This is a genomic window from Streptantibioticus parmotrematis (genome assembly GCF_019890615.1).
In the GTDB taxonomy this organism is placed as follows: Bacteria; Actinomycetota; Actinomycetes; order Streptomycetales; family Streptomycetaceae; genus Streptantibioticus_D; species Streptantibioticus_D parmotrematis.
Map to the genome: position 1 here is coordinate 1 of NZ_JAINVZ010000074.1, position 406 is coordinate 406.

A 406-nucleotide genomic window follows, 5' to 3' on the forward strand; every position below is an offset into this window, starting at 1 on the left:
GCCATGACGCCACCACCCTCGTCATCGGCTGGGGCTCGACGTACGGGCCGATCACGGCAGCGGTGCGACGGGTACGCCGTGCGGGCGGGAAGGTCGCCCAGGCCCACCTGCGGCACCTGAACCCGTTCCCCGCCAACCTCGGCCAGGTGTTGAGGGCTTACGAGAAGGTGATCGTGCCGGAGATGAACCTCGGCCAGCTCGCCATGCTCCTACGCGCCCGCTACCTGGTGGATGCCCGGTCCCACACCCAGGTGACGGGACTGCCGTTCAAGGCCGAACAACTCGCCACCGTCATCACCCACACCATCACCAGCCAGCACACCACCGGCAACGGGCACGAGGGGGACAGCGCGCATGTCTGAGACACCCGTCATCGACCACCACACCAGCCAGGCCCCTCCCGCCG

1 pseudogene is annotated in these 406 nt (G+C 68.7%); it reads left to right on the forward strand.

Annotation, left to right across the window (positions count from 1 at the left end):
- Nucleotides 1-362 (forward strand): annotated as a pseudogene (locus K7472_RS32300) (2-oxoacid:acceptor oxidoreductase subunit alpha); the annotation flags it as partial.
- Nucleotides 363-406: the final 44 nt, after the last annotated feature.